Origin of the sequence: Planktothrix sp., assembly GCF_046067725.1 — a bacterium.
Classification (GTDB): domain Bacteria; phylum Cyanobacteriota; class Cyanobacteriia; order Cyanobacteriales; family Microcoleaceae; genus Planktothrix.
This window is the reverse complement of record NZ_JBJUDF010000261.1, coordinates 1-3,448: the sequence shown is the minus strand read 5'-3', so window position 1 is coordinate 3,448 and position 3,448 is coordinate 1. Positions and strand designations below refer to the sequence as shown.

General features: G+C 44.3%; 1 protein-coding gene. It reads left to right on the top strand.

Features of this window, described 5'->3' with window-relative positions; genetic code table 11:
- On the top strand, positions 1-3,448 hold a 3,448-nt coding region (gene hpsA, locus ACKPEB_RS16200; protein ID WP_408965986.1), incomplete at both ends, for a hormogonium polysaccharide biosynthesis protein HpsA.

Below are 3,448 nucleotides of genomic sequence, written 5' to 3'. Positions count from 1 at the left end.
TGGAAGTTTCCGGTTGATACTGATAATAATGGTAAATTTGACACTTGGACAATTTACGGAATATATTTCCGAAATCCTATCAATACAAACACCGCTAGAAATCCTTTAGATGCTAGAACTCCACCCTACACAGCAACATCTAATCTCAAATCAGGTTGTCAAGTGGAGGGCACCAGTTCGGGTTTAGTTGGAGGCGGGTGGTATCCCGTTGGCAGTAAACTACAAAAAGCTATTTTTACCTATGTTGTTAATGTTCCCATCGCAGAAAGTGAAATTGCGGGCTGGAACACGGCAAAATATGATGGTGCAGGAGCAGAAGCCAAAGCAACAACGGCTATTTCTGCCTTGGAATATCAACAAGATGTGACTCGAATTCCCCTTAATAATAATGCTGTTGTTTACCGAGACGATTTAGAACTGTCTCCTGGTGGTGGCCCCTTTTTTAGACTGAATGGCCGGGTGATGACCAATAGTAATTTGATGGTAACTCAATATAGTGGGTTAGCCTTTTTCCTCGTTAGTGCTCCGGGGTCTTGTTTCTTTGAAGATCCAGAAAATAGCAAAATTATTGTAGGGGGTGACGTAATTAATGGGGCAAGTATTGGAACCGATCCAAGTGATTCTAATGATGTGGGTGTTCATTTATTTCAAGGGCCTTATGTTAATCCTCTAAATCCAAATAAAACACAACAAATTACTGATGCAGCGGCAAATAATCGTACCGTTACTGATAGTTCACTTCAAGTTTTATCCAATAGCCAAGCTTATGAAGATCGCCTCAGTTATTTAGTGAGTCAGGCTCCTGCAACTTTATTTAATGAGATCACAGATCCCGATAAACGGAATAAAGCCCTCAGAACCTATTTTGAAGATCGCGTCAGGAAAGTTCCTTATAAAGAAGTTGAGGCTGGAATAACAGAGGATTTAGACCCTATTACTCTTACGGTTAGTGGTTCAGTTGTTAAACCTCCTAATACTTGGATTTACCCAAACCAGATAAACAACGGCGGAAAAGATGCTAATATTAATGTTAGGGTAAATGGCTTAATTGCAACTGGAACTACCACCCCTGGCTATCGAATGGAAGCCAGTAATCCAGAAGGATTAAGCGTAGAAAACTACTTAGGCGATCGCATTTTAGTTGGGAATGGTTTACCCCTGAAATGGTATATCAATGAGCAAGAACAAAGTGGCTCCACACCTCAATTTTTATTCGCTGGCTCAACACCCATTTATTGGACAGGCACAACGGAGCCACGTTATCGCCAAACTCGTGTTCAAGAATTACCCGATGTCGGTTCAACCGACCGAGATGGGTTCTGGGAAATTGCCTCTGGAACAACCCCTAAAACGGCTGATGAGCCCTATGGTGGCTTAAGAATTGTTACAGGCGCGGGAATTTATAGCCGCAATAACTCTTTCTTACCTCCACCTAAACTAGATGTCAGTTCAGGAAAAGTGATTGCGGGAGCTTATCAAACCTCTACATCACAAACGAATCCCATTGTCTGGCCCGATACGATGCCGATGTCTGTTGCCGAGCCGAGAATTGTTCCCCCTAACAATACCAAAATTGGGGGATCGAAAATTTTTGATAATAGTGGTCTATATGATGCCGATGGTCTGACTCCCCTGACAACCTTGGCTGCAAGCACAAAAGAAGCCGGTGATGGAGAACGTTGGAAAAACCAAGATGCTTCCTCTCCCACTAAAGGAGATTTACAAATGCGGGCAACGGTGGTATACCACTATGCTCAAAGTAGCTTTTCTCAAGAATTAAATCAGGAAGCGAATTCAAAAGGAGAGTGGACTAACGTTAAACAAACCCCCATTGCCTGTGTCAGTAGTTACTATGATCCATCAACGGCCTTAACCGCCAAGAATATGGAGAGTCTGAGAGTCGATAAATTGGATGCTACTGGAAATATCGAAAAAGATCCCACAGGACAAGTCATAACCCTACCCGCCTGGAATACCGCATCAAAAGGTCGGTCTAATAATGGCATTGTCTATGGCCCCCCACCGGCAGAAGGTTCTTACAGCACCGCCTTGAGCAATCAAGCCAAGCTGGTTTTTCCCGATGGTCGCTGGGTTAATCCCACTTTAAGAGATGCCTTAGCGGCAACGACTCGGACATTATCGCAACAAGCGGCCGTTGATGCTACCCTCTGTGCCTATGGCATTCTGGATGGAACCCTCAAACCCTTAAGCAATCCTCCCATTCCCCATGGGGCGATTCGAGAAACAGCCTTTTTAGATGCCCGACAAATCAAAGCGACTGAGCAGGATAATACAACTACCACTAATGTTGATGAAACCTTTACCATCTATCAGGAAAATCCGCAAACAAAAGTAGCTGCACCAACAAATAAAACTCACCAATTACCCCTGGAACATCGCCAACCCTTAGAAATCCGAGCAACAATTCTCGATATTTTTCAACTGCGAACCCAACAAATTGCTCAAACCACAAGCGGGCCAACAAAAGGAGGTAAAGAATATCTGCTCCCCTTGAGTGGTATTGTTTATGCCAGCCGTGACGATGCACTGCCCGACAGCACAGGTGCAGATCTTTATGCCAGTTCAACGGACTCTTGGGTTGACCCCACTCGTCGTCCCAATGGCATTATGTTGATTAATGGTAAATGTTTAGCACGGGACACCGCAGGCAGTTGTAACCCGGCTCTGACAGGGGGTAATAATGAAGAGAAAATTCAAGCCATTACCCGTGAAAAAGGCTTAACTCTGGTTTCTAACCTTCCAGTTTATATTAAAGGTCAGTTTAACCCCCATACCCAGGAAGAATTCAAAACTGCCTTAGCTGCGGACTGGGGTAATTTCTACACACGCTCAACCAGCGCTATTGGCAAAACGGCATCTACGATTACCAAAGCCGACCGTAACTTAAATGAGAATTTTGCTTGTCGTCCCGGTGATCCTCGACTTCCCGGTTGTACAGCAGGAGATAGTTGGCGACCCGCAACGATTTTGGCGGATGCTGTAACAGTTCTCTCAGGATCTACAACTACTGCGGCTGATACCCAAGGAACAAACCTAAATGCAGGTTTCCGATTTGGCTTCCGCAATGAAGGAGACTTTGACCTCAGAAATAATGCTGGGGTTGCCAGAACAGGGTATGACTTAAACGCTGATGGCAGTATTAAACACATTGCTAACCTCAGTACCCTACAAGCGGCGCAAAAACGAAACTATGATGAAGCCTTCTATCAGATTGATTTGAATGGCGATGGCGATTGCACCGATTTAGTCGGCGATTGCACCGATTTAGTCCAAGAATATGAAGTAACAGCGAAAGCAGCCCGAATGATCAATGGTTTTGATGGTTACAACAACTTTGTCACCAATGGATTAACGAGTCGAAGCAAATTTGACACAGATGATAATGGAACTGTGGCTGAAACCTACCAGGATAGCAACTATACGGTTG